The sequence below is a fragment of the Pyrinomonas methylaliphatogenes genome (assembly GCF_000820845.2).
GTDB classification, from domain to species: domain Bacteria; phylum Acidobacteriota; class Blastocatellia; order Pyrinomonadales; family Pyrinomonadaceae; genus Pyrinomonas; species Pyrinomonas methylaliphatogenes.
The window spans coordinates 395,284-421,506 of record NZ_CBXV010000008.1; the positions used below are offsets into that span (position 1 = coordinate 395,284).

A 26,223-nucleotide genomic window follows, 5' to 3' on the forward strand; every position below is an offset into this window, starting at 1 on the left:
CGCGCAGCCTCCGTGCCCCAAAGATCCCCCGCACGGTCCTCTGCCCTTCCATAACGCCTACGAGGTTAGCTGTCGGGCTCGGGCTGGAAGTGCCCTACGCGCCTATGGCGATTCGCCCCGGTCGATCTGGTTCCCCCGCGCCGCGCACGAACGCGGCTTCGGCCAGCAGGACGCAGATTGTCAAAACCCCAATTTTACGCTCTAACCCTCACGCAGTGCAATCAGCCGCCGACATGAACGACAGGTCGCCGTTCGGGATTCGGTTCCGCTTGCCGCAAGACCTCATGCGTCACCGGCGCCGTGTCGCCTTCGCCGAAGGCGACGTACTTGAAGAGGTAAGCGAGCGGGTTTCCCTCGCTCCAACCGAAATAGACGTGCGGCACTTTGCCCGTCGTATCGCGCAAGTAGAGGAGGAAAGCGGCGATCGCGTTCGGGACCGCCGGACTTTCCGTCCGCAAGACCCGGTAACCGTCCACTTTGACGCCCTTGACGCGAAGCACGCCCGAAAATTCCGAGGCATCGCCGGGCGTCACCTCGAAGAAGATGATCGGATCGCGCGTCGGGATATGGTTATCGGCGCGCTTTTCGCGCTCCTTCTGCGCGTACTCGCGCACGTCGCCGCGATCGCGTCGATTGGCGACGATTCTGATCTCATTCCGACCACGACTGACCTCTTCGATGAACTGTCGGGCCAGATCATCAAGTTCGACGCGCTCGACGCGCAACTCGGTCGTGCGCAAGGCGCGCGACATGAATGAGGTGAAGATGATCGTCACGATGAAGAACGAAGCGATCTTGATCCCTTCGGGACGCTCGATGACGTTGACCACCGTCGTGTAGATGAAGACCAGCGTGATGCACAGGAAGGCGATCGTCCTCGCCCGCTCTCGCCGTCGTCGCGATGAGACGAACACGGCGATGGCCGCCGAAGTCATCAGCACCAGGACGCCCGTCGCATAAGCGCCGCCTTGCGCGTCCACATCGGCCTCGAAGATGATCGTGACGGCGAAGGCGACCGCCGTGTAGACCAAGACCAGCGGGCGCGTCGCCCGCGCCCAATTGGGCGCCATGCCGTAGCGCGGCAGATAGCGCGGCACGATGTTCAGCAACCCGGCCATCGCCGACGCTCCGGCGAACCACAGGATCGCGATCGTGCTGATATCATAGAGCGTGCCGAACGCATCGCCGAAGAAGAGGTGGGCCAGATAAGCGAGCGCGCGCCCGTTGGCCTTGCCTCCCGTTTCGAACTCCTCAGCGGGGATGAGCAGCGTCGTCGTCAAACTGCTGGCGATCAACATCACGCTCATGATGAGCGCCGCCGTGCGCAGCAGTTTTCGCGTGTTGCGGATCCGTCCGAGCGGGCGCTCCTCGACATCACCGGGATCCCCTTTGACGAGCGGCATGACGGCGACTCCGGTCTCAAATCCGGAAAGGCCGAGGGCCAATTTTGGGAAGAGGATGAAGGCTAGGCCCAGCATCAACAGCGGATTGCCATGCGTCTGTGGGTGTGCAAGGAGCGCGTGACGCCAGCGCGGGAAGACTTCCGGATGCGCGAGGACTTCGTATAACCCGCGCGCCACGACGATCACGTTCACCGCGAGATAGACGCCGACGAGAAGGACGGCGAGGCCGATCGCCTCTCTAAATCCTTTCAGAAAGATCGCGCCGAGAATGGCGATGAGGGCGAGCGTCAACAGCACGCGGTGCTCTAAGAATTGCGGAGTGAATGGGTTTTCGAGGATATGGGCCGTCGCATCCGCCGCCGATAGCGTGATGGTGATGATGAAATCGGTCGCGACGAATCCTAACAGGACGAGGACGAAGAGCTTGCCTTTCCAGCGCGAGAAGAGCCGCTCGAGCATCGCGATCGAGCCTTCGCCATGAGGGCTTTCGGCGGCGACGCGGCTGTAGATCGGCAAAGCGCCGAAAAGCGTCAACATCACGAGGATCAGCGTCGCGATCGGGGAGAGGACTCCTGCGGCCAAGAAGGCGATGCCCGGTTGATAGCCGAGCGTCGAAAAGTAGTCCACACCCGTCAAACACATCACCTTCCACCAAGCGTGTGTCGGGTGGGCGCTTCCGCCCTTGTGCGGACCTTCCGTCTCTCTCGTCAGCCCCTTGAGCAACCAACGTTTGAAGCGCTTCGACGTCGCCTTACGCTGGACCAGAGTTTCGATCATTCGACAACCTCTCGGGCTTCCCTCCCCCGCCGGCTCGAGACGAGCTCCGGTTTCGAGAGCGAACGGGTCTCGACCTCAAAACTCAAAGATTAAACGGCGCAAGCGCGATCAACGCCGCGCTCGATCGCCGTCCGACGATCCATCCTACGCCCGTTTACCGCAAAAGACAAAACTCCCTTGCCCCCGATCGGCGGGCGAAAAGATGTTGTCGCATTCTCGCGTTTTTATGTTAAAGTATCGGCTCAAAACCCTTGAAGATCCATAGAACGGCAGCCCCGGTCTCGCTCTCGATAAGGTCCAGTCGAATAGACCGCCCGGACGCCGAATTGTACGCCTTCGTGGGAGATCGCGAGGATGACGCCACCGAAGATGAGCGCGAAAGCGGTTGAGATCTCGAAGCGGAGTCAAAGCGAAGGGGGCGGGCCGCTCCGAAGCGCCGCTCCGTCGTCTTGGAACGAAGAGCTTGAAAGGGCCCATCAACTGCTTGATGGCGGGCAATCCCGATTGGCCGAAGAGCGCCTGCGCCGTCTCATCCAAGCGAGCGGCGACGAATCCCTACAGGCTCAAGCCCGCTGCCTTCTTTCGCTGGCGCTCGAGATGCAGGGGCGTTATCGCGAAGCCCTGGAAGCCGTGCGGATCTACGAGGTGCCGAGCAAGCGAGCAGCGCTTACGCCGGAGACGAACATCGCCGTGCGCGTTCGGATCGGGTTAGCCTACAACCAACTGGGCGATCATCCGAAAGCGATCGCGCTATTGCAAGCGACGTTGCGCGAGATCGGCGAGGATGGTTCGGCCTATCAACTAGGGCTCACCTACAGCGCGCTGGCGCGCGTCTACCGTAGCATCAACGAGAACTCCATCTCGCACGATTACGCCGAACGCGCGCTCGCGCATCTGCGCCGAACCGGCGATTGGCGCGGTTTGGCGGAGACTTATCTCGGCATCGCCGTCACCGACACGCTCGAAGGCAATTACGAGATGGCGCTGGAGAATTTCCAGCACGCGCTCGACCTGATCGGCGATCGCCCGGCCCTCTTCACGCTCGGCAAGATCTACGCCAACATGGCCGGGGCATACTGGTTCCTCAAACGCCCACAAGACGGCATCCGGTGCCTCGAAAAAGCGATCGGTTATTACGAGCGGACCGAACACAAAGCCAACGCCGCGCTCGGCTATAACAACCTCGGCATAAACTTGATCCTGCTCGGCGATTGGAAACGGGCCCAAGAGGCCCTCGAACGAGCTCTCGAACTGGCTCTCAGCACCGATCGTCACACCGCACAGGTGCCGATGATCCTCGATTCGCTCGGCGAATTGGCGACGTTGCGCGGGGACCACAGACAAGCCCAAGACTATCTCGAACGCGCCGTTCGCTTGGCGACGGAGCACGGCAACAAGTGGTACATCGGTCAGGCGCGGCGCACGTTGGGCCGACTCTATCTGGCGATGGGACAAGCGCGCCGGGCCATCGAGGAGGGTAGGATCGCGCTCGCGTTGGCCGAAAGCATCAGCGATCGGCAAGCGATCCGCGACGCGCATCTATTGCTCGCCGAAGCCCATCTCGATTGCGGTCATCTGGACGAATGTAACAACTACCTGCAGACCGTCAGCGAGACGACGAGCAACAGCGCCGCCGAACTCGCCAACATCGGCGAAGCGCAGCGCATCTATGGCATCTTGGCGCTGGCCCAGGCCGATCACGCGCTCGCCGCACATCACTTCGGGCGCAGCGTCTCCATCTTCGAGATGCTCGGCGATCGGTACCGAAGCGCGTTGGCCCACTACTGGCTCGGGCGCACCTATGCGAACAGTCACCCTGAACGCGCCATCGAGCATTTGTCGCTCGCCGCCAAAACGTTCCGCGAACTCGGAGCGCGTCCGCTCATCGAACGATCGGAAGAGGCCCTGCGCGGGCTGGGCCAACCGATCAGCGAGTCGAAGCCGGAACCCTCGGCGCTCGCGCAAATACTGACCCTTCGCCTAACCGAAGCCGTCGCCTCGCGCGAACTCCTGCTGCGCGAGCTTGCCGCGATCATCCATCAGGAGGCGAATAGCCGCTTCGTCGTCCTGCTCGAACAGGATCGCGATGACAAAGAACGCTATCACCTCGGCGCCGCACAATCGAATCGGAAAGATCTCCCCAATCTCGTCGTCGCGGAGTGGAACAGCTTGGGCCGCGAGGCGCGCGAACGCTGGATGCAAGAACATGACGTCTCGCTTTTCACCTTGCGCCCGACCCATGCCCCGCAGGTCCTGCTCCTCGTCTCTCCGGCCATCACAGACGCGCTGCCCAACGGGCTCGCGCTCTATCCGCTGCTGCGCGTCGTCGAGCTGGGGCTCGACGTATGCGCGCTTCGCGAACGCACGCAGACAGGCTTCAGCAGCAACCTCGCCGCGTCGCCCACGGACCAGAGCCTGATGCCCGGCTTCATCCACTCGAGCCCGGCGATGATGCGGCTCATCGAAGAGGTCCACAAGATCCGCTCGTCAGATGTGACGGTGCTGATTACCGGAGAATCCGGAACGGGCAAAGAGCTGGTCGCGCGAGCCATTCATCAACTCTCTTCTCGCCGAACCAAGGTCTTCATCCCATTCAATTGCACGGCGGTCCCGAAGGAACTGGCCGAAGCCTACTTGTTCGGCTATCGCCGCGGAGCGTTCACCGGAGCGATCGCTGACTCGCCAGGCGTGATCAGAACGGCTGCCGGCGGCACGCTCTTCCTCGACGAAGTCGGAGATCTGCCGCTCGACGTGCAACCGAAACTGCTGCGATTCCTTCAAGAGGGCGAAATCCAACCGCTCGGAGATCAACGCCCGACCAAGATCGATGTGCGCATCATCGCGGCCACCAACACCGATCTGGAGAGATTGGTCGCCGAAGGGCGTTTCCGTGAAGACCTCTACTACCGCCTCAACGTCATCCGTCTCTGCGTGCCGCCCTTGCGCGAACGCCGCTCAGAGATTCCGGCCATCGTCACCTATTACCTGAACCACTACTCATCACGCTTCGGTCGCCGCGATATCCAAATCACCCCGCAAGCGATGGACCTACTGATGGTCTACGATTGGCCCGGTAACGTCCGTCAGCTCTGCAACGAAATTCAGCGGATCGTCGCGCGCGCGGAAGATGGCACGATCATCACGCCCGATCATCTCTCGCCAGAGGTGCGACGCAAGGCGATCCCGCTGCAAACCGCCAATCCCACGATCAGCGCCCCGACGCCCGGAATGACGCTCGCCGATGCGTTGACGACGCTCGAAAAGCGCATGATCGTCGATGCGCTGCGCCGCCACCGCGGCAACATCTCGCGCACGGCCCGCGAACTCGGACTGACGCGGCGCGGCCTCTACCTCAAGATGGAGCGATATGGATTAGATGTTGAGCGGATCGCCGCGCACGACGCCTGAATCATAGCGGCGCAAGCCGCAACGCGGCGAAATAGTCTTTGTAAAGCTCGTTGAAGCTGCGAATCGTGTAATCGAGAAGCGATGGCAGATCCTTGAGGTCCGCCGTGTTGACGACGAGATTGGCGTTGTTGAGAAAAGCGGCGTGAGCGTCAGCCGTGCGCACCGTCGGCGAGACCTGCACGAAGAAGAGCCTTCGACGCTCAGCCGGACGAAGCGCCATGATCTCGCGCGTCAGGAAAGCAGCCCCCTGCTCAGCCGCGTCGAATTCGACGTCAAGAACGAACACGTCGATCTTATCCTCACGCATTCGCTCGATAGCCTGTGAGGTGTCCGCGGCGAGGTAAACCTCGTAATGGTTCTCCGCAAGCGAGCGGGCGACCGATTCGCGATGGCGCGCCTCAAGGCAAAGGAGCGCGCGGCGCGCGCGCTGACGCCGCACGAAGTCGACCTGCGCCCCCTCGCCGCGCACGAGCGCAACCAGAGCGTTCAACAGCTCCTCGGTCGAAACTCCGGTCGAACGCTCGAGCGTTTCGGTCCTGCCCCGCTCTTGACCTTCGAGCGTGAAGGCCGGAGCCGGAATGGGACGCACGGGCGGGCCAGCTGACACCGATTCCTGCACGCCCACGCGGCTTAAGACCGGCGGCTGGACGTTGACGTTCTGTTGACATTTCGGACACCGCACGGTGAATGGGCGCGACGGCAGTTTCGCCTCGTCGAGTTGCAAACGCGCGGCGCAGTGCGAACAGGTGACGATCATCTCAACACCTCGACGTGATTCTCACTCGATGACCTCGAAGATCGAAGGTTTTGGCTCCGATGCGGGCGACATCCCTTGCGCGCGCAGATAGTCGTCGCCCGAAGAGAGCCCTTTGAGCGCCAGGAGCAAGTTGTTCTGGTTGGTGGCAAACGCCAAACCATCCTCGAGCGTGATGATCCCGCGTTCGATCATCCCTTTGATCACCGTGTCGAAATCTTGCATCCCGTCCAGTTGACCATCGCGCATCGCATCGAGCAGAGATTTGCCCTCCGATTCGCCCTCTTGGATGTACTCGCGCGTGCGCGGCGTGGATTTCAAGATCTCAACCGCTGCGATGCGACCACGACCGTCAGCCCGCGGAATCAAACGCTGCGAGATGATGTAGCGGAAAGTCTGGGCCAGTCGCGTGCGAATCACCGGCTCTTCGTTCTTCGGATAGAGCCCAATGATGCGATCGACCGTCTTCGAAGCATCGATCGTGTGCAGCGTCGAAAGGACGAGATGGCCAGTCTCCGCCGCTTCGAGCGCGATCTCGGTCGTCTCGAGATCGCGCATCTCGCCGATCAGGATAACCTTCGGCGCCTGACGTAGCGCGGCGCGCAGCGCCGAAGGGAAATCGACGGCGTCCGAACCGATCTCGCGCTGGTTGATGGTCGAATTCTTGTGCGTGTGCAAGAACTCGATCGGATCCTCGATCGTGACGATGTGATAGTGCTTCGTCTCGTTGATGAGATCGATGATCGCGGCTAAGGTCGAACTCTTGCCCGATCCGGTAGGCCCGGTCACGAGGACTATGCCGTTGCGCAACTCGGCGATCTCGGCAAGCTGCGGCGGCAAACGCAACGAGCGGAGCGTCGGGATCTCGGTCGGGATCAAGCGCATGACGATCGAATAGGTGCCGCGCTGCTGGAAGATGTTCACGCGAAAGCGCGTGCGCGACGGCAGAGAGAAACTGAGATCGACGGCGCCGGTCCGAATCAAACGCTCCGCTGCGTCGGGATGGCCCTTGAGGATCGCCATGGCGAGGATCTCGGTCTGATAGGGCGTAAGCTTCTGCACCCCCAAAGGCTGTACGGGAGTCAATTTCCCGTTGATCTCCACCTGCGGCGGCTGCCCGACGGAGAAGTTGAGGTCGCTGATCTTGTCGGAAACGAGCAACATGCGTTCGATGATCGGCGCAGGATCGAAGAAACTCATAGCGGCTCCGGAAAAGAAGGCTCGTCTCGAGGTCGGCGGGACGCAAGCGCGCCCCGCCCGCATCATTGTTGCCCATCTCCCGCGATAAACGCAAGCAAAAATTTTTAAACACACTCCTTGTTCCGAAACTAGCTTTAGCGCGGGGCCGTCCTCAGGCTCTCCGTTCGGCTCTTCGCGCCCTCCTGCGCGCCTTTTGGCTTCCCGCCTCTGCCAACAAAGCCGCCCTTCCGCTTGATTCCGCCCTAGATCATGCGTTAAATTCCTCGTGGGGTCGTGCACATTCAAACGCTGGCTGCGCTCCGTAGCGGCTTGGAAACTTAAAGATCTTGTTCGCTCGTTTTTCCATTGCGCCCGCAATGCGAACTGTGTCGTCCACTACGCCGCTTCCCGAGCGGCGCGTGATAGCGAGATCGAGTAGAGAGAGGCACGGTGATACTGCTCTTGTCCTACACGGAGTATCTAGAACGGCTAAGCGAACCGCGCAGCATCGTGGATGTCGCTTTGGTCTTCGTCATCGTCTACACCGTGCTTCGTTTGGTGCGTGGGACGCGCGCGGCCCCGATGGCTGCGGGACTGCTCGGTTTTGCGGCCCTCTACTGGCTCGCCATCTGGCAGAGACTCGCGACGCTTGAATTCATTCTGCGCAGCGCGCTTCTGTATGTCGGCGTCGCGGTCATCGTCCTTTTCCAGACCGAGATCAGGCAAGCGCTCATCTCCCTTGGGAACCGGTTGCGTCTCCCTTTGTGGCGGAGCCATCGCGGGCAGTTTGGCGAAGGCGTATACGATGAGATAGTGCTTGCCGCGACGACGCTCGCCTCGACCAAAACGGGGGCCTTGATCGTCATCGAGCGCGGGATAAGTTTGACGAACGCAGCCGAGAGCGGCATCAGACTTGACGCCGAGCTGAGCTACGATCTTCTCGTGGCGATCTTCAATCCGGCCTCCCCCTTGCACGATGGGGCGGTGATCATTCGCGAGCATCGCATCGTCGCCGCCTCGTGCTTTTTGCCGTTGACGCTCAATCCGCTTCTGTCGAAAGATTTGGGCACGCGCCATCGCGCGGCCATCGGCATCACAGAGGTCACCGATGCCGTCGCCATCGTCGTTTCGGAGGAGACGGGCCTCATTTCGTTCGTCGAACGCGGGCAGATCAAGCGAGGTCTCGATGCCACGCGGTTGCGGGCCGCGATCGTGCAGGCCTTGCTGGCGCCGCGTCAGAGGCGCAGGGTGGGAAGGCTGGGCGCGGAGACCGAGCGCGAAGCGGAAGAGGCGATCACCACTTAACCAGAGCTTGGGCAAACGAGAAGTTTTCGAGAAGGCGAACTTCGATCTCTTGCGGGTTCTTCTGCATCTCCGCTTACGGCCAACGAGAAGTTTTCGAGAAGGGCCGGGGATCGGGCGGATCGAAGCCTTCAAAAGCTGCCGCACCGCAGAACGATGCAGGAGTCATCAGCTTTGCCGCGCTGCGCAAACTACAGGGCGCGCAGGTGCACCGTCAGAACGATGCGGGAGTCATCAGTCCAAGTTCGGGCGGATTAAAGTTCAAGCCATGCGCGGGCAAAAGGCGGCGCAGCCATCAATCCAAGTTCGGGCGGATTAAAGCCTTTAAAAGCGGCTGAGCCTATTCGAGAATGAACGGACGCGGATCGAGCTTTCAACCGGTGACTGGATTTTTGTACGCGATCGGGCGTTGGATGCGCGCCCTGCTTTTCGATGACTGGGCATTGAAGGCGTTGGCGCTGGGCATTTCTTTGGCCTTGTGGTTTGCGGTTGCGAGCCAACGCACTCCGGCGGCGATCCGTTTGCGCGGCGTGCCGTTAGTCTTCCTGCTTCCCAACGACGTAGAGATCGGCAATACGCCGCGCGACGAAGTCGAGCTGACGTTGCGCGGCGCGAAGAGCGCGCTCGATTCGCTCAACGTGCGCAATTTGGTGGCGACGGTCGATTTGCGTAACTACGAATTGGGCGAGCGCGTTCTGATCCTCACGCCTGACCGCATCTCGATGGAACTTCCCGAAGGCGTGCGCATAGAGGATGTCGAGCCCGATCGGATACCGATTCGACTCGAACGGCGCATCGTGCGCGAGGTGATGGTCGAGCCGCGTTTCGAAGGGCGTCTCCCTGATGGGTTTGAGATCCGTCGCGTCCAGGTCATGCCGGAATTGATCAAGGTCCGCGGTCCAGAGAGCCACGTCAACGCGCTTCAGAAGGTGGCGACCGAATCGATCCTGCTCGATGGGCGGCGCAACAGCTTTACAGCGCAGCAAGTTGCGGTGAACATCCCGGATGCCAAAGTCGTCGCGCTGGAGCCGAGCGTCGCCGTGCAAGTAGAGATCGCGGAGCAGCGCGTAGAAAGGCAGATTTCGAACATCACCGTCATCAATGATGAGCGCCATGCGCCCGACCATGCGAGCATCGTCGTGCGCGGCCCGCGTTCGGTCGTCGAGAGTTTGCGCGCAGAAGACTTGACCTTGAAACTCGAGCGAAGCGATGATGGCTCCATCCGTCCGCATCTGGACGGACCGCCGGGGATCGTCGGGCAACTGGAACTCGTCTCCATCACCCCAAAACTCTTCACGAAGAAGTCTTGAAATCCTTTTCGCGAAACGAGGCGGCGAACAGAGATGGCGAAACTATTTGGGACTGACGGGATGCGCGGCGAGGCTGGTCGTTTCCCGCTTGACGTCGAGACCGTGTGCGCGACGGGACGTTCGCTCACACGTCATCTGGCCGAAAGATTGGGGCGCGCGCCGCAGATCATCGTCGGACGCGACACGCGCGAATCGGGGGCCTGGATCGCGTCGGCGCTCATCTCAGGCGCGCAGCAAGCCGGCGCTCGATGCTCTTCCGCCGGCGTCATGACGACGCCCGGCGTCGCCTTCCTCACGCAACATCTTCAGGCCGATGCCGGCGTCGTCATCAGCGCTTCGCACAATCCTTTCAGCGATAACGGGATCAAGATCTTCGCGCCGACGGGCCAGAAGCTCGACGAGCGGTTGGAGCGATTGATCGAAGAGGACATCTTCGCGGAACGCGCGGCAAGCGAAGTTGAGGATCATTCAGGGGAAGCGCGCCATTCGAGCTTCACCGCCGGTCCAGTAGAAACGCCCGCGCGATCCATAGAGGATTCAAATCTGGTCCGCGAGATGCGCGAGCTTTACCTTCAACATCTCGCGAGCAAAGCCGATGGGCTTCGCCTCGATGGCTTGAAGGTCGTGATCGATTGCGCCAATGGCGCGGCTTCGGAGATCGCGCCCGAGTTCTTCGCGCGGCTCGGCGCGCGCGTCGCGCCGATTCACAATCGCCCCGACGGACGCAACATCAACCGCGATTGCGGATCGCTCCATCTCGACAGCCTACGGCGTACCGTCCTCGAACAGGGAGCCGATGTCGGCGTCGCTTTCGATGGCGATGCCGATCGCGCCCTCTTCATCGACGAACGCGGCGAGACGGTGGATGGCGACGCTGTGCTTTGGATCATGGCGCAGCGCATGCAAGAGCGCGGCGAGCTTTCGGCGAACACGGTAGTCGCCACGGTGATGAGCAACATGGGGCTTGAAGTGGCTTTGCGCGAGCGCGGGATCAAATTGCTCCGCACGCCTGTGGGCGATAAATACGTTCTCGACGAACTCATCCGAACGGGGGCGACGCTCGGCGGCGAGCAATCGGGCCACATCATCTTCCCTCGTTTGAGTCTGGCGGGCGACGGGTTGCTCACGGCGTTGCAAGTCTTCCGTGCGATGCGCGAGGCGGCGAAGGGCCTGAGCGAACTCGCCGCCGGTTTCGCGCCCTTCCCGCAAGTGCTCGTCAACGTGCGCGTGCGCGAGAAAGCGCCGTTCGATGAAGTGGCGGCGATCAAAGCTTGCGCCGACGAGATCGAACGGGCGCTCGACGGTCAAGGCAGGCTTCTGCTCCGTTATTCGGGAACGGAACCGCTCGCCCGCATCATGATCGAGGGGCGCGATCGCCCCATGATCGAAGCGCTGGTCTCACAACTAGCCTCAGTCATCGAACGTGAACTCGGCTGAGGAGTCGTCCCCTTCGATCCGTTTTATCAGCAAAGTACAACTTCCCAATCGAGATTCAGCGCGCTGCCCGAACGACCTCACGCTCGCTTCAACAGGTCTTCGAAAACCTCTTCGGCGAGGCTCTGCTTTGTTGGCTCGACCGTTCACGCTCGCCTCAAAAGGTCTTCGAAAACCCGATCGCCTACGCGAAAGCCTTCGTCCTGTCACGCTCGCTTCAACAGGTCTTCGAAAACTCCCGGCGACATTAGCCCTCTCCCCTGCCTTGTGGTAGATTTAAGGGCCCGCCGGAGAGTCCAGCGGCGGAGAAGTGGATGCGTGATCGTCTCGTGTTCGGGCCCACAAACCATCTCGCCGTCATTGGGCGCGACCGTTTTCGCGGGATGATGTTGGAAGGCGGCGAGCTTTAGCCTTTTCATCAAATGCGATCTCTCACGAAACCATTTCATGATCGGGTCAGCTGAAGGGTCATGATCAAAGAAAGCTTGATAGATCTTATTGAAAAGAAGCGCGCCCACATCGGGGTCATCGGCCTCGGCTATGTGGGTTTGCCGTTAGCCGTCGAGTTCGCGCGCAAAGGGTTCCGCGCGACAGGATTCGAGGTGGATGGCCGCAAAGTCGAGCGCATCAAAAGCGGCGATTCCTACATCGGCGATGTCCCATCCTCAGCGCTCAAAGAGGCGGTCACGGCGCAACGTCTAGATGCGACGACCGATTTCAAACTGCTCCGCGATTGCGATTGCATCATCATCTGCGTGCCGACGCCGCTTCGCAAAACCAAAGAGCCTGATATCTCCTACATCCTCGCCGCCACGGAAGAGATCAAGAAGAGTTTGCGGCGCGGGCAATTGATCGTCCTCGAATCGACCACTTACCCGGGCACGACCGACGAGGTACTGCTTCCAGCGTTCGAGGAGACGGGATTGAAGCTCGATCAGGATTTCCTGCTCGCTTTCAGTCCCGAACGAGTCGATCCGGGCAATCCCAAGTACCAAACGCACAACATCCCGAAGGTGGTCGGCGGCGTCAGTCCGGCTTCGACCGAAGCGGCCGCGGCACTCTACGGTCAGATCGTCAACGAGGTTCATCCCGTCAGTTCGGCGCGCGTGGCGGAAGCGGCCAAGCTTCTCGAGAACACTTTCCGCGCCGTCAACATCGGCATGGCTAACGAGATGGCGCGCCTTTGTTACGCGCTCGGCATCGACACATGGGAAGTGATTCGCGCCGCTGCGACCAAACCTTTCGGCTTCATGCCTTTCTATCCTGGACCGGGGATCGGGGGGCATTGTATTCCTCTCGACCCGCATTACCTTTCGTGGAAGGCGCGGCAGCACGGGTTCGAGTCGCGCTTCATCTCGCTGGCCGAAGAGGTCAACTCACGCATGCCGGAGCATGTGGTCCAGCTCGTCATCGACGGGTTGAACGACGATCGCAAAGCGCTCAAAGGCGCGCGCATTCTGCTTCTGGGCGTCGCTTACAAAAAGGATGTTGACGACGTGCGCGAAAGTCCCGCGCTTTCGATCATTGACCGGCTGCGCGCCAAAGGCGCTGACGTGCGCTACCATGATCCTCATGTGGAGGAAGTCCGCTTCGATGACGCGCACACGCAAGCGGGCGGAGATCCGCTCCGTTCAGTCGCTTTGACGCCGGAAGAATTGGCGGCTGCCGATTGCGTTGTGATCGTCACCGATCACAGCAAGGTGGATTACGAGATGGTCGTCGAGCACGCGCGTTTGATCGTCGATACGCGAAACGCGCTGAACGGCGATCTTCGCCAAACGGCGAAAGCGCGCATCATTCGCCTGTGATCTTCGCGCGGCCCGCCCGCTCCGTTCAATCCGAACAGACATGACGCCCGCTCACGGAACCGGATCGGAAGATCTTCGCCAGGCGGGGCTAACCGGGCGATCATCAGAGGCGTTGGCTCCTTACCCTCTCCACCACGACCCCAGGTTCGACAGCGGGTAGACGAGAAAGCTTTCTCTCCACCATTACCACCTCAAATTGAATCGCCGCCCGACTTTGTGCGAATATCTCGCCTCAAGCTCGTGAACTTCTCGACCTCCATGCTCAAGACGATCGTCGTCGCTGGCGCGCGTCCGAATTTCATGAAGGTGGCGCCCATCATCCGCGCGATGCGGCGTCGCGCCGATGAGTTCACTCCGATTCTGGTTCACACTGGCCAGCACTATGACGCGCAGATGTCAGACGCATTCTTGCGCGATCTCGAACTTCCCGAACCGGATGTCTATCTCGGCGTCGGGTCGGGAACGCACGCCGAGCAGACGGCCGCCGTCATGACGCGGTTTGAACCTATCGTCGCGCGCGAACGGCCCGACTGGGTCGTGGTCGTCGGCGATGTCAACTCGACGCTCGCTTGCGCGCTCGTCTGCGCGAAGATGTGCGTTAAAGTCGCGCATGTCGAAGCCGGGCTTCGCAGCCGTGATCGCACCATGCCGGAAGAGATCAACCGTCTGCTGACCGACCAGATCGCGGATCTGCTGCTGACGCCTTCGCCCGATGCTGATGAAAACCTTTTGCGCGAAGGCATCTCTCCCGAACGGATCAAACTGGTCGGCAACGTGATGATCGATTCGCTCTTCGAGAATCTGGCGCGAGCCGCCCGTTCGAACGTGCGCGAAAGGCTCGGACTTCAGGTGGGCCAGTACATCGTCGCCACTTTACACCGCCCGTCGAACGTGGATGAGCCGCAGACGCTGGCCCGACTGCTCGGCGCGTTCGATGAGATCGGAAAGGCGCTCCCCGTGATCTTCCCTGCGCATCCGCGGACGGAGGCGCGGCTGGATGAATTCAATCTGCGCGGCTGTTACTCCGCCGAGCGCGTGCGCCTCATCGAACCGCTCGGCTATCTCGACTTTTTGCAGCTTTTCAGCGGCGCGCGCCTCGTGCTGACCGATTCCGGCGGCATTCAGGAAGAGACGACGGCGCTTGGCATCCCCTGCTTGACTTTGCGCGAGAACACGGAACGTCCCATCACCGTCACGATGGGAACGAACAAGATCGTCGGCACGGATCGGGCGCGCATCGTCGAAGAGGCGTCGCGCGCGTTGACCGAAGAGATCCGGCGCGCGCCCACACGCATCCCTCTCTGGGACGGACGCACGGCGGATCGTATCCTCGATGCGTTGCTAGAAGCATCAAGGTGAGGCGACTCGCTATGGTCCGAGAAACTCCCGTCCCACCTGACGCTCAACGGGGAAGCCTCTTCTGATCGCGCGCCGCTCGTTTGGAGCTTTCGCCGCAGCCGCGGCGCTTCGATCCGCTTTCGATCGCCCTTCCTGGGGCTTGCCCTTCGCCCGATCATCTGAAAGACTCATCCGTGTGAAGCTTCTTCGTTCGATCAGACGAGCCATGCGCGGCGATGTGACGTGGCGCGCGCTCGCGCTAGAGGCTTGGCGACGCTCGATGCGCTGCGCGTTGCTCCGGTTGGAGCGGATGGAGCTTGCGCGCCGGCGCGACCAAGGCGCACGCCTTACGGCGGAGTTTGCGCGTCTCTCCGATGCCGCGTTGCTCGATCGCTTTCGTTCGCGACGCGCTCCGATCTTTCTCCCCGGCTTCGCTTCCGCGCCGCGTGTGACACTTGCGCGCTTCCCGCGCGAGACCGAAAAGCTCATCGCTACTGCAAGGAAGATCGCCGACGAGCATCGTTGGCCACTGCTCGGCTTTGGCGATGTGCAATTCGGACATCAGGTGGATTGGCTCCGTTGCCCCGTCTCCGGAACGGGATGGCCGCTCGCTTTTCACGCCGATCTGAAGATCGTGCGCGGCGATGGATCGGACATTCGCGTGTTGTGGGAGCTGAACCGTCTGGGCCACCTATTGACGCTCGCTCAAGCGTGGAGCATCGCGCAAGATGAGCGGTGGAGCGAAGAGTGCTGGCGACAGATCGAAAGCTGGCGCGCGCAAAATCCCATCGGCTATGGTCCGAACTGGACTTGCGCGATGGAGGTCGCGCTTCGCGCCGTCAACCTGCTCGCCATCTTCGAACTGCTTCGGCGATCGTCGAACATGACTGCCGAAAGGTTGAAGATGATGCTCGCCCTTTTCGACGAACACGGCGCGCACATCCGAAGGAACTTAGAGTTCTCGTATCTCGTGACGAGCAACCATTACCTTTCGAACATCGTCGGCCTGTTGTGGCTCGGCGTGATGCTACCTGAGCTCCGCGCCGCGCGCGAATGGCGCGCTTTCGCTTTGCGTGAACTTCGCTCCGAGATGGACAAGCAGATACTCGATGACGGCGCTGATGACGAATCTTCCACCGGCTATCATCGCTTCGTGCTCGAAATGTTGCTTTACACCTTCATGCTCTGCCGCGCCAATCGCATAGAGATCGGCGAACGCTACTGGGAGAAGCTACGCGCGATGCTCGCCTATGTACGCGCCTATTTGCGACCGGATGGCCGCGCGCCGCTCATCGGCGACACGGATGGCGGACGCTTTCTCCCTTTCGCCGAGCGCGAAGCTGATGATCACGCCTATCTGTTGGCGGTCGGCGCGGCGCTGTTCGACGCTTCGGAATTCAAACTGTCGAACGATGTTCCGCCGGAGCTTCTCTGGACCGGCGGCGAAGAGGCGCTCGACCGATTCCTCGCGCTTCCCACCTCCGCCCAACTGACCTCTGTCGCATTCCCCCGGGCCGGCGTTTACATCCAGCGCGCGGACGATGCCTATCTTCTCTTCAACGCGACTTCGACCGGACTTCATGGGCGCGGCTCGCACGCGCACAACGATGCGCTGGGCATAGAGCTTTCTGCGTGCGGGCGTCCATTCTTGCGCGATCCGGGCACGTTCGTCTACAGCGCCGATCTGCACGCTCGCCATCTGTTCCGCTCAACCGCTTTCCATTCAACCGTCGAAATAGACGGCGAAGAGCAGAACAGAACTTGCGAGAGGGCTCCATTCGTCATTGGCGACGATGCGCGCCCGCGCATCATCCGGTGGGAGACCGGACCAGATCGCGATCTAGTCATCGCCGAGCATTACGGCTATCATCGCTTGTCTTCATCTGTTACGCACCGGCGCGCCGTCCTCTTCGATAAGCGTTCGCGCTTCTGGCTGATCGAGGATGCGTTGCTCGGCGAAGGGCATCATCGCGCCAAATTCATCTTTCATTTCGATTCGGGCCTCGTGGTCGAATCTCTCGATGCGGGATTGGTCGAAGCTTGCGATCATCGCGCGGGAGCCGCGCTGCTTGTGGCGGCGCTCGGATCGAACGGCGCTTTAACGATTGAGGATCGTTGGACCTCGCGCCACTACGGCGAGCGGCGCGCTTCGCAGGCCGCCGTGTGGAGCGTCGATTCCGCGCTGCCGCTGGTCGTCTCTTGGGCGCTCGTGCCGGTTTGCGCTGAACGCGAACGGGGAACGGCGCAAGGGCTTATCGCGCGCTTGCGCGCGGATCGTTTTTCGGTCTTAATGTCAGAGCGATAAGATGTGCGGCATCTGCGGAGTTTGGGAATACGCTTCATCCGACGGCGCGCGCGTCGGCACGTCGCTCATCGAACGTATGCGCGACACGATGGCCCATCGTGGTCCCGATGACGCGGGCTGCGCGATCCTCGACGAAGGAAGACTGGGGTTCGGTCACAGGCGCCTTTCGATCATAGACCTTTCGGAAGCCGGGCATCAGCCGATGCGCGGGTGCAGCCACCGCGACGTTTGGATCACGTTCAACGGCGAGATCTACAACCATCTCGCTCTGCGCGAAGGCTTGGAAGCGCGCGGTCACCGTTATGTCTCGCGCACGGATACCGAAACGATCATTCACCTTTACGAAGAGCACGGGTTGGAGTTCGTCCGTCATCTCGATGGCGACTTCGCCATCGCATTGTGGGATGGTGAAAGCGAGCGACTGGTGCTCGCGCGTGACCCACTGGGAGTCAAACCGCTCTACTTTCATCAAAGCGGCGGACGCCTCATCTTCGCTTCCGAGATCAAAGCGATCCTCGCCCATCCGCAGATCAGCGCGGATTTGGATGAGCGCGCCCTGTGCGACTACCTGTCGTTCCTCACAACGCCCGCGCCGCAGACGCTCTTTCGCGGCATAAGGAAGCTGCCCGCCGGTCACATGCTCGTCTGCGAGCGCGACGGCACGCTGCGCATGGAGCGTTACTGGGACGCGCTCCCGAAGCGAGCGCTTGCGGAGCGTGCGGAAGAAGAGCACATCGTTGAAATACTCCGCCTGCTTCGCGCTTCGATCCGCAAGCGCATGATGTCGGACGTGCCCTTCGGCGTCTTCCTGTCGGGCGGAGTCGATTCTTCGGCCAACGTCGCGTTGATGGCTGAAGAGATGTCGCAGCCGGTGCGCACGTTCACTGTCGGTTTTCGCGAAGACGAGGCGTTGAATGAGTTCGAGTCGGCGCGGCGCATAGCGAAGCTGTTCAGCACGGATCATCACGAGATCGTCATCGGCGCGCGTGAGATGGCCGACTTTTTGCCGCGCTTGATCTTCCATCAAGACGAACCGCTCGCCGATCCCGTCTGCGTCCCGCTCTACTACGTGGCCCGCCTGGCCCGCGAGGCGAATACGCCCGTCGTCCAAGTCGGCGAAGGGTCGGATGAGATCTTCTGCGGCTATGCGAACTACGTTCGCCATCTACGCATTCACGAGCTTTTTTGGCGGCGGGCCGAAAAGTTGCCGCGCGCGTTGAAACGCGCGGCTGCGGCGTTGGCCGTTCCGGCGCTCGAAGCGACGGGGAGCCGCCCGCTCGGAGTCGAGCTTGCGCGTCGCTTTGGCGCCGACGAACCGCTTTTTTGGGGCGGCGCGATCGTCTTCGATGAGTGCAACAAAGCGCGATTGGTTACGGAAAAGTTGAATCGCGCGCTCGCCGGTCACGCGACGCTTGATACGATCTCGGCCCATCTTTCGCGCATCGCCGCCGCGTGCCCGACCGTTGATTATCTTGCGCGCATGACTTATCTCGAACTCAAACTCCGGTTGCCGGAACTGCTTTTGATGCGCGTTGACAAACTCACGATGGCGACTTCGGTCGAAGCGCGAGTGCCGTTTCTGGACCAGCAACTGGTGGAGTATGCGATCAGCTTGCCGCAGAGTTTGAAGGTGAAAGACGGGATCGGCAAATGGATCCTAAAGCGCGCGCTCGAACGCCTCTTGCCGCGCGAAGTTCTTTATCAAAAGAAGCGCGGCTTCGGCGCGCCGATCCGCGCCTGGTTGCAGCGTGAAGCGACGGCGCTGCTCGACGAGCATCTGCTGCACGCTTCTTTGCGGCGGCGCGAACTTTTCGATTACGGGTTCATCGCGCGCATGGCCGATGAGCACCGTCGCGGCAAACGCGACTGGAGCTTTCACCTCTGGTCGTTGCTCAACTTGAGCCTATGGTACGACCGATGGATCGAGCGGCGGATCTGATTCGCGCTGCATGCGCGCCGTATTTGCTCGATAGGACGATGGATCGAACGGAGAGATTGAATCCATCGCGGAGCGCGGTTCGTTGAGATTGCGATGATCCGGCAAGACGAGAAATCGCTCGTGGCGGCGAATGCGGAACGACTAGGCACAGCGCGGCGGTCCTTTTCGACCCACGTCGCGTGGACGCTGTTGGCGCGCCTGATCATCGCCGGGAGCAACGTTCTGGCCGGCGTAGTCATCGCGCGCACGCTCGGCGCAGAAGCGCTCGGCACCTACGTGAGCCTAAACGTCGTCGCACTCACCGCCGTCCAACTGGGAAGTTTCGGATTGCCATCCGCCGCCACCTATTTCGTCGCACAGGACGCGCGAAGATTTCGCTCGATCTCTTTCAACGCGCTCCTTTTCGCCTTTGCGATGGGCGTGTTGCTGGCTTTCGCTTTGACCGCCGCGACCTACGGCGACGCGCCCTTCTTACCTCAAGCCCCGATGAATCTGCTCTTCCTCGCCGCCCTTTCCGTCCCATTTCAACTTCTGACCCTTGTCAGTCTGAACATCCTTCTCGGCGCAGGCGAAGTCGGGCGATTCAGCGCATTCGACGCGCTCGGACAATCGCTCACGCTCATCAACGCGATCGCCGCATTGCTGCTCGCTCGCACGGGACTTTTCCATTTCATGGCGCTCAATCTAGCGGCAAGCGCAACGATCACGCTCATCGTCCTGGCCCGAATCTTTCGCCATCCGACCTTCACGGAAGGACACATGGCGCCCGATCTCGCTCTGCTTTCGGAGATGATCCGCTACGGGTTGAAAGCGCACGTCACGCTCGTCGCTTCATTTCTCATCTTCCGCATCGATCTGTTGATCGTTGAGCATTTTCGCGGTGCGGCGGAAGCTGGCGTGTATGCGGTCGCAGCGCAGTTCGCCTCGCTGCTGATGCTTCTGCCGAGCGTCATCGGGACGCTCCTTTTCCCACGGATCGCGGCGATCGGCGATGAGGATGCGGTCATGACTTGCGAGGTGGCGCGGCGCACCTCCGCCGTTATGGCGTCTATCTGTGTGGCGACGGGCGCGCTCGGGTTCATGTTGCCCGCGCTTTACGGCGCGGCCTTCGCTCCCGCTCCATATCTTCTCCTCATTTTGCTTCCCGGGGTCTTTTTGATCGGGATTGAATCCGTGCTGGTCCAGTATTTCACGGGTCGCGGACTGCCGCGCGCGATCCCCTTCTTCTGGATCATCACGCTCGCGATCAACCTCGCCCTCAACTTCGCCTTCGTGCCCGCATTCGGCGCGTATGCGGCGGCGGTGGTCTCAACCATCAGCTACGCGACCATCTTCGCGCTCGTCGCATTGCACCTTCGTTCGAAGACCGGACAGGCGCTTTCGGCGATGCTCGTGCCTCGTCCGTCCGAAATCAACGGAATTTTGGGGATGAGATGGAAGGGCTCGAAAGCGCATTGAGCTTTATCGAGCTTTACGCACGCCCAGAGTCTATAAATCCTCTCGATAGCCGAGAAGGGGTACTATCTTCCGCCGTAGAAGCTCCTTTGACAAATAACTGTAGCCGTCGCCGCTCATTGATGCCTATCGGGCGCGATTCCCCGCTGGCCGTGTCCCTTAGGGCAAGAGATTGCCGCCGCCGCCAGCCGAACTTCAGCAGTTACAGCGTGAGCGTAACTGGATCATCTTACGGGCGCGTGACCGGTTGCGTGCGGCTTTAGGGCCACAAGCCTTCCGTCAACTCGACGATTACGTTAAACTGAAGATCGTCCCAAACATCAAGCCTGCGTTGCCTGGGGTGCGTCCGAACGGTCCGACATCAACAAGATAGCCGTAGAGCGCGACTGAAAGGGGGAGCCCGCGATGAACGCCCTAGCTTGTCACCGGCGGTTTGTCTGTCGCAGCCTTCTGATCATCTCTGTTTGTTACCTGTTGTTTCAAGAGAGCGCGCCAGCGCAACATGTTTGGGGTTACGCATCGCTCGAATTCGATGCGAGCGCTGATAAGCTCATCGGTTATGCCTCGGTTGAGACCGACTACAACACGGCAGCGCTGTATAACGTGCAACTTGACGCCACCATTTACGACCAGAATCAGAACGCGGTCGCTTACGGCAGCGTCCAAGGGTACCAAACAGCTTCGATCATCAAGGAGGTGGCCGATCTGCAGGAGCTGCCAGCTCCCGGCCCAACGGATAACTAGGAAAGGTGGCATAGAGGATGGGAATCGGCAACATCCGAACGGGCATTATGGGACCGCCAGGGCGAACGCCGCGTTGATCGAGATCGCCAATGACTATCAGCAGCGGGTCTATCCTGCGGGCATCCCAGCCGAACACAAGCTGCGATACAACGACCAGAGCTTGCGGCTTGGCGGGAAGTTTGACGTCACAAGGGACTTCAGAACACAACCATCGAGTTGGCTCGTGTCAGGTCCTCACAAAGAGCACAAGGTAGGGATCAATTGTGACGTGAACAACAGGAATGTGCCTGACGATGTGATCACAGGAATGTGCCTGACGATGTGATCACGGTAGAGGGTCGGCAGCGACGGCGGCGGGAGGTGTTAGAGGAGATCTTCTGCTGTCACGGATCGACGCGGACGCTGAGAGAGTTTGCAGCTAACCACTGGCATTTGCGTTTTGAATTTGCATATTCGGGCGAAGGGTACGATCTTTGTACCGTTACTGATAAAAATACCGGTCTTACAAAAACGGTGAAGTGTGGCTCTCTGCAAAACCCTGCTGGGAATGGAGCCCAAGATCAAGCTTCGGCGAGTTCACAAGAGGTATGGATGTGTACACCGACACCGTATAACGGTGTCCCCGCAGCAGTTCCGGGAAAGGTCGAAGCGGAGGAGTATGATGATGATGGCGATTGCGATGGCTTTTACGTTCCACCATACTATGAGCCAAAGCCTGACGATCCGGATATTGTCTACAACTATCCGGAAGTCCTACCAGTAGATCTCAACGCCCCCGACAAGGAGGAGAAGGTCGCCATGGTCGGCGGTGAGTGGATAAACTATACGATCAGCGTGACGGTGGCGGGGGAGTATCGGTTTGCGGCGCGAGTGGCCTCGGCGGTCGATGGCGAGAGTTTTCATGTGAAGATAGATGGGGTGAATCGGACCGGATCGGTCATCATCCCGAACACCGGTTCGTGGGACAGTTACCAGATGGTCGAGGCGGATTTGGGCTATTTGGAGGCTGGGCGCCACGTGATGCGCCTGGCGATCGAAGGCAACTCAGAAAAGAGCGGCCACTTTGACTACTATCTGCTGACACTGCCGCCGCCGTGTACGGATAACGATGGGGATGGATATTGTTCGGACGTCGATTGCGATGATTGGGATCCGTTAAACTATCCCGGCGCTCCGCGCGATTGTTCCTCGTGGGTAGACAGAGACTGTGATGGTATCCCCAATCGAGAGGAATGCTCTTTTGGCGGGCCTGGGCCGATTCTTTCTCTTCTCGACAGCTTCGACAGGTGGTTCGCTTTCAATTCTCGGCTCGGAGCTGATTTGATCAGGCCAGTGTCGATGAGGAGAAGATGTAGGTAATGCGCTGCTGAGGCAGGGGGCGAGGATTTTCCGTGCGACCCTTTTCTCAAGTTCTCGGGCGAGATTTTGGGAGCTTCTGAGATGAGACGGTTGCTACTGGCGATCTTCTTGCCGCTCAACGCAGCATGTTCGTTCGCGGTGAATCAAGCCGCACAAAAGGCGCAAAGACGACCGTTGGTGAAAGAAGCGCGAGAGTATAGGACTCTCATCAAGTACGAACGGCGCGTCATCGGCTATGATCCGCGGACCGGCGAGGAGATCACCTACGATCACAAACCGCGAATTGAACCACTTGGTGATGGATCTGACAGATGGGCGCTCAAGTGGATCGGATTCGACGGACGAGAGAAGACCGTTATCTTCCAAGGAGCGGGCGCGCTCGATGTGATCGTTTCGGCCTCGGTCGCAAAGATGCCCGATGGCCAATACCTGTACACGTATGAAGTGATGAATCTTCCCACAAGCCGCACGCACCTGAAACGTTTCATCGTGCAAAACTTCGCTTCAGAGTATCCTTTAGCATAGACAAATATCCCTTAGGCGGGATTTGCCCATACCTCAGGTTCGAAGCTATCACCCAAAACCACCCGAAAATAGTGGTTTCGGGCGAGTAAGCTGCGCCCCCTTACTCCACAGGCTCCGATACCGCGCAGACGATAGGTTCGCGATTGATACGTTAACCTGTCGCCTGAGGGCTTGCTCCTTACCGCCGCGCGAAACTGCCCATCCCGCAAGAAAACGTTCCTTGAGGTTTCTGGCGGCGTTCACGTCAGCATGGAGATTCTTTCGACAAACTCGGCACTCAAACTGATCTCTCACCCTTCTGTTCTCTTCATCAACATAACTACACGACGAGCAAGTGATGACCGCCTGAGACTCCTCTCTTTTTCATCTTCAATGACGATGATCGTTCCGGTCGGCATTTGATGGCCCTTTATGTAGCCCTCTTTGCACAAGCGCCAAGCCGTCCTGTAACTGACGCCGTTCTTTCTCGCCCAAACGGAGAGTTTCATGTCGGACATGTTACAACAAAAGATACTGTTTGTTATATTTTATGCGGATAGTCGCGAAGACGTGCAACCGGAGAAGGATGGCGATCTGATGCCGTTCTTCGTGTCCAATTCGATCCTCGCCTTCAAAGAAGGGCATTGGATCGATTTTGCCGATGTCTCGGATGATGTCGAGATCAGTCTGGGGCAGGTCGTTAAAGTTAATCTTACATCAGCCGCCGGGGTTGGTCGAGTGTCGCGCCAGCGGTGAGACTGTTTTGGAAGGCGTGGATGAAGACTCACCGCCTGAACTGGAGGCCCTATTGCCGGGATATGAGGAGTGGCCGCACGCTCCCGCGCCCGTGAAGTTGATCTTGCCGCGGGCGGAGGCCCTATTGCCGGGATATGAGGAGTGGCCGCACGGCTACACGATCGGTCCGGACGAGAGAGGGAAGGGGCGAACACCAACCGAACGCGCCAAGCATTTGCTCGCCGAATTGCCGCTACTTGAGGAGCTTGGATTGATTACGCCCACTGTGCGCCAATTGTATGAGAGCGATCTGAGGCGCGGCGATCTTGAAGCCATAGTCAAACGCGCCGAACGAGATTTGTGGTCCGAGAGGATTTCCTCCGAGGTCTTCGCCTTGATTCAAGCTCTGAAGTGAAAGCGCGGTTCGAACGTCTCATCAGCGTGAAAATCCTCTGGGTTCTCCGCTTGAAGCTTCATTCAAGCTACTCGGTCATCTGCGCCACATCCCTCTGATTTCGATCCAGATCGGCGCACTATCGGAGAAAGGTTTGCGCCATTTTGGCGGCGAACGCCAACCTCACTTGATATCTCGTGTGATAGATTCTAGAGTGCCTTTAGAGAGCGATCTGGCTTGAAAAACGCGGAGCGCCGTTTTGAATCGTCTGCGTCGAACTGAAGGCGAGCGATGAAAACTCTGCTGCTTCCACTAAGCGGTGATCCGCACAAGGCGCTGCTCACGTTGCGAGAATCTCATCCGGAAGCGCGCGAGATTGAGACGCTCGCGCGCGATGAGCTGGAACGGCTCTGGGTGGGCGCGCGCTTGCGCTCAGTGCGACGAAAGGCCCCGGACCTTTTCGTCATCGCGACCGAAAGGCTCACGTGGCAACAGGGGCGCGATCTGCTCTTGCTATTTGGCGCGCTCGCAGGTGCGCGGAAGTCGATCATCGTGGACGCGCACGGCGGGATCTGTGAAGAGGCGCGCGCAGAGACCTTGCTTCGCGCGCCCGCGCGTCTTGCGCGCGAAGCGGTTTTGAGCGCGACGGCGATAATCGGAGCGCGCCGACAGTTGCAGCGTCTCGAACGCGAAGCGGCCAGATGCTGCCTTTTCGAAACCGCTGAGGCGAGCGTCGAACTTCCCCGATCGATTGACCGAAAAGGAGCTTGTCCCGGCGAAACCGATGGAGCGATGAGCGCGCCGCGCGTGCTCTACTTGCGCACCATGCCGGGCGCGGCGACGCAAGTTGGCGGCGCAGCCACCCACACCGTCGGCGTCATTAACGCTTTGATCGGCTGCGGCGCGAGGCTTTTCGTCTTGAGCAATGATCCGATTCCAGGACTCGACCCTACGCGCCTGGCGCTCGAAGTGATCGAGCCTGAACCATATGGGTTGACGCGCGCGCTCTTCGATCTGCGCAACGCGCTGCTCTTCACCCGCCGCGCGCCCGACCGTCTGAAAGGGGCGACTTTCGATCTCATCTACCAGCGCTACAGTCGCTTCAACTGGACCGGCGTCGAAGTGAGCTTGCGCACGGGCCGCCCGCTCTTTCTCGAGTACAACGGATCGGAAGTGTGGATCGGGCGGCACTGGGACCGGACCGGACTGCGCGACCTTCTCGCTCGCTGCGAGCGACTCAATCTCGCGGCGGCGGCGCGCATCTTCGTCGTCTCCGAAGTCGAGAAGCGCAACCTGGTCCGCGCCGGACTCCCAGAAGAGAAGATCATCGTCAATCCGAACGGCGTCGATGTGCAAACGTTCCGGCCCGGCGTGGGCGGCGACCGCGCGCGCGCCGAACTCGGCATCGATCCGGATGAGATTCTGGTCGGGTTCACCGGCACTTTCGGGCCGTGGCATGGCGTGACGACGCTGGCCGAAGCGATCGCTTCCGTTCCGCGAGAAGCGCGCATACGCTTTCTCCTGATCGGAACGGGCCGCTTGCGCGGCGAGGTCGAGCGCAGGGTGCGCGAAGCCGGCGCATCCGACCGCGTGATGTTCGTCGGTCCGGTCCCGCATGAACACGTCCCACGGCTGCTCGACGCTTGCGAAATACTCGTTTCGCCGCACGTGCCGCTCGCCGATGGGAGCGAATTCTTCGGTTCGCCGACGAAGCTCTTCGAGTATATGGCGATGGGGAAGGCGATCATCGCCAGCCGACTGGGCCAGATCGCTGAAGCCCTGACCGACGGCGAAACGGCGCTGCTCGTCCCGCCGGGCGACGTGCGCGCTCTGCGCGAAGCCATTTTGGAGCTTGCGCGCGCGCCGGAACTTCGCGCGAGGTTGGGCGCGGCGGCGCGTCGAGTAGCCATCGAAAGGCACACCTGGGAAGAGAACGCGCGGCGCATCCTGCGCGCCTACTTCGACCTCATGCGGTCAAGCGCAGAAAGCGGCGGCGAAGAACGCTCTTGTGTCATGAATGCGCTCGGCGACTGGTCCGAACCGAACGGCGCCGCAACTTAAGTTTCGCGGCTTCC

Annotated in this window: 20 protein-coding genes and 1 riboswitch; of the genes, 16 read left to right on the top strand and 4 right to left on the bottom strand. The window is 60.4% G+C overall.

Annotated features, from left to right (window positions below):
* Positions 1 to 39: 39 nt before the first annotated feature.
* A riboswitch (cyclic di-AMP (ydaO/yuaA leader) is annotated at positions 40 to 174 on the bottom strand.
* Between the two features lie 47 nt (positions 175 to 221).
* Positions 222 to 2,180: an APC family permease gene (locus PYK22_RS12940; RefSeq protein ID WP_041977922.1), complete on the bottom strand. Its 1,959-nt coding sequence runs from the start codon at positions 2,178 to 2,180 to the stop codon at positions 222 to 224.
* Positions 2,181 to 2,549: 369 nt separating this feature from the next.
* On the opposite strand from PYK22_RS12940, the gene PYK22_RS16870 reads away from it, so the two are divergent.
* Complete coding sequence (locus tag PYK22_RS16870; RefSeq protein ID WP_162199853.1) at positions 2,550 to 5,588, top strand: sigma 54-interacting transcriptional regulator; 3,039 nt, start codon at positions 2,550 to 2,552, stop codon at positions 5,586 to 5,588.
* A gap of 1 nt (position 5,589) precedes the next feature.
* Here PYK22_RS16870 and PYK22_RS12950 read toward each other — a convergent pair whose 3' ends face one another.
* The gene (locus tag PYK22_RS12950; protein ID WP_041977924.1) at positions 5,590 to 6,345 is read right to left on the bottom strand and encodes a zinc-ribbon domain-containing protein; all 756 of its coding nucleotides are present in this window, start codon (positions 6,343 to 6,345) and stop codon (positions 5,590 to 5,592) included.
* A 21-nt stretch (positions 6,346 to 6,366) separates the two neighbouring features.
* Positions 6,367 to 7,542 (bottom strand): type IV pilus twitching motility protein PilT, encoded by a 1,176-nt coding sequence (locus tag PYK22_RS12955; RefSeq protein ID WP_041978960.1) that lies wholly within the window; start codon positions 7,540 to 7,542, stop codon positions 6,367 to 6,369.
* Positions 7,543 to 7,971: 429 nt separating this feature from the next.
* Here PYK22_RS12955 and cdaA point away from each other — a divergent pair, with 429 nt between their 5' ends.
* From cdaA to PYK22_RS13020, 12 genes are all read left to right on the top strand, one after another.
* Positions 7,972 to 8,826: a diadenylate cyclase CdaA gene (cdaA, locus tag PYK22_RS12960; RefSeq protein ID WP_041977926.1), complete on the top strand. Its 855-nt coding sequence runs from the start codon at positions 7,972 to 7,974 to the stop codon at positions 8,824 to 8,826.
* A gap of 377 nt (positions 8,827 to 9,203) precedes the next feature.
* On the top strand, positions 9,204 to 10,133 hold the full coding sequence (locus PYK22_RS12965) for a CdaR family protein (protein ID WP_157770869.1): 930 nt from the start codon (positions 9,204 to 9,206) through the stop codon (positions 10,131 to 10,133).
* 33 nt (positions 10,134 to 10,166) lie between these two features.
* On the top strand, positions 10,167 to 11,570 hold the full coding sequence (glmM, locus tag PYK22_RS12970; RefSeq protein ID WP_041977931.1) for a phosphoglucosamine mutase: 1,404 nt from the start codon (positions 10,167 to 10,169) through the stop codon (positions 11,568 to 11,570).
* A 467-nt stretch (positions 11,571 to 12,037) separates the two neighbouring features.
* Positions 12,038 to 13,375: a nucleotide sugar dehydrogenase gene (locus PYK22_RS12975; RefSeq protein WP_041977933.1), complete on the top strand. Its 1,338-nt coding sequence runs from the start codon at positions 12,038 to 12,040 to the stop codon at positions 13,373 to 13,375.
* Positions 13,376 to 13,633: 258 nt separating this feature from the next.
* Positions 13,634 to 14,734 (top strand): non-hydrolyzing UDP-N-acetylglucosamine 2-epimerase, encoded by a 1,101-nt coding sequence (wecB, locus tag PYK22_RS12980; protein ID WP_041977937.1) that lies wholly within the window; start codon positions 13,634 to 13,636, stop codon positions 14,732 to 14,734.
* A gap of 175 nt (positions 14,735 to 14,909) precedes the next feature.
* A complete protein-coding gene (locus PYK22_RS12990; protein WP_157770870.1) occupies positions 14,910 to 17,018 on the top strand; it encodes an alginate lyase family protein in 2,109 nt (702 codons plus the stop codon).
* A gap of 1 nt (position 17,019) precedes the next feature.
* Entirely contained in the window at positions 17,020 to 18,957 is a 1,938-nt protein-coding gene (gene asnB / locus PYK22_RS12995; protein WP_041977944.1) for an asparagine synthase (glutamine-hydrolyzing), read from the top strand.
* A 93-nt stretch (positions 18,958 to 19,050) separates the two neighbouring features.
* A complete protein-coding gene (locus PYK22_RS13000) occupies positions 19,051 to 20,415 on the top strand; it encodes a flippase (RefSeq protein WP_041977947.1) in 1,365 nt (454 codons plus the stop codon).
* A gap of 169 nt (positions 20,416 to 20,584) precedes the next feature.
* Complete coding sequence (locus PYK22_RS17635) at positions 20,585 to 20,785, top strand: hypothetical protein (RefSeq protein ID WP_157770871.1); 201 nt, start codon at positions 20,585 to 20,587, stop codon at positions 20,783 to 20,785.
* 32 nt (positions 20,786 to 20,817) lie between these two features.
* On the top strand, positions 20,818 to 21,156 hold the full coding sequence (locus tag PYK22_RS13005) for a hypothetical protein (RefSeq protein ID WP_157770872.1): 339 nt from the start codon (positions 20,818 to 20,820) through the stop codon (positions 21,154 to 21,156).
* A gap of 591 nt (positions 21,157 to 21,747) precedes the next feature.
* On the top strand, positions 21,748 to 22,515 hold the full coding sequence (locus PYK22_RS13015) for a carbohydrate-binding protein (protein WP_041977954.1): 768 nt from the start codon (positions 21,748 to 21,750) through the stop codon (positions 22,513 to 22,515).
* A gap of 81 nt (positions 22,516 to 22,596) precedes the next feature.
* The gene (locus tag PYK22_RS13020) at positions 22,597 to 23,040 is read left to right on the top strand and encodes a hypothetical protein (RefSeq protein ID WP_041977956.1); all 444 of its coding nucleotides are present in this window, start codon (positions 22,597 to 22,599) and stop codon (positions 23,038 to 23,040) included.
* A 48-nt stretch (positions 23,041 to 23,088) separates the two neighbouring features.
* On the opposite strand, the gene PYK22_RS18400 is transcribed toward PYK22_RS13020, so the two are convergent.
* Complete coding sequence (locus PYK22_RS18400) at positions 23,089 to 23,379, bottom strand: zinc ribbon domain-containing protein (protein WP_083437845.1); 291 nt, start codon at positions 23,377 to 23,379, stop codon at positions 23,089 to 23,091.
* A 147-nt stretch (positions 23,380 to 23,526) separates the two neighbouring features.
* Here PYK22_RS18400 and PYK22_RS13030 point away from each other — a divergent pair, with 147 nt between their 5' ends.
* From PYK22_RS13030 to PYK22_RS13040, 3 genes are all read left to right on the top strand, one after another.
* Positions 23,527 to 23,775, top strand: coding sequence for a hypothetical protein (locus PYK22_RS13030; protein ID WP_157770873.1), 249 nt, complete (start codon positions 23,527 to 23,529; stop codon positions 23,773 to 23,775).
* 16 nt (positions 23,776 to 23,791) lie between these two features.
* A complete protein-coding gene (locus tag PYK22_RS13035; protein ID WP_157770874.1) occupies positions 23,792 to 24,169 on the top strand; it encodes a hypothetical protein in 378 nt (125 codons plus the stop codon).
* A 270-nt stretch (positions 24,170 to 24,439) separates the two neighbouring features.
* A complete protein-coding gene (locus tag PYK22_RS13040) occupies positions 24,440 to 26,209 on the top strand; it encodes a glycosyltransferase family 4 protein (RefSeq protein ID WP_041977964.1) in 1,770 nt (589 codons plus the stop codon).
* Positions 26,210 to 26,223 lie beyond the last annotated feature (14 nt).